1 protein-coding gene is annotated in these 737 nt (G+C 64.2%); it reads left to right on the forward strand.

What is annotated here, in order from left to right; genetic code table 11:
• Positions 1-737 (forward strand): FtsK/SpoIIIE domain-containing protein (locus tag G3T14_RS24475; protein WP_281409854.1); only part of this gene is annotated, 737 nt, incomplete at both ends.

A 737-nucleotide genomic window follows, 5' to 3' on the forward strand; every position in this document is an offset into this window, starting at 1 on the left:
GGCAAGTCGGTGGCGATCAACACCATGATCCTGTCGCTGCTCTACCGGATGAAGCCGGAGGAGTGCCGCCTGATCATGGTCGATCCGAAAATGCTGGAGCTGTCGGTCTACGATGGCATCCCGCACCTGCTCTCTCCCGTAGTCACCGACCCCAAGAAGGCGGTCATCGCCCTCAAATGGGCGGTGCGCGAGATGGAGGAGCGCTACAAGAAGATGTCCAAGATCGCCGTGCGCAACATCGACGGCTACAACGCCCGGATGGCGGAGGCCCGCTCCAAGGGCGAGGTGATCACTCGCGAAATCCATACCGGCTTCAACCGCGAGACCGGCCAGGCGGTGTTCGAAACCGAGGAGATGGACCTCGCGGCCCTGCCCTACATCGTCATCGTGGTCGACGAGATGGCCGACCTGATGATGGTGGCGGGCAAGGACATCGAGGGCGCGATCCAGCGTCTCGCCCAGATGGCGCGTGCCGCCGGCATCCACCTCATCATGGCGACCCAGCGTCCGTCGGTGGATGTGATCACCGGCACGATCAAGGCGAACTTCCCGACCCGGATCAGCTTCCAGGTGACCAGCAAGATCGATTCGCGCACGATTCTCGGCGAGATGGGCGCCGAGCAGCTCCTCGGCCAGGGCGACATGCTGTTCATGGCCGGCGGCGGGCGCACCACCCGCGTGCACGGGCCGTTCTGCTCGGATTCGGAAGTCGAGAGCGTGGTGGCGCATCTCAAGCG

It is taken from the genome of Methylobacterium sp. BTF04, from assembly GCF_010692745.1.
GTDB lineage: Bacteria > Pseudomonadota > Alphaproteobacteria > Rhizobiales > Beijerinckiaceae > Methylobacterium.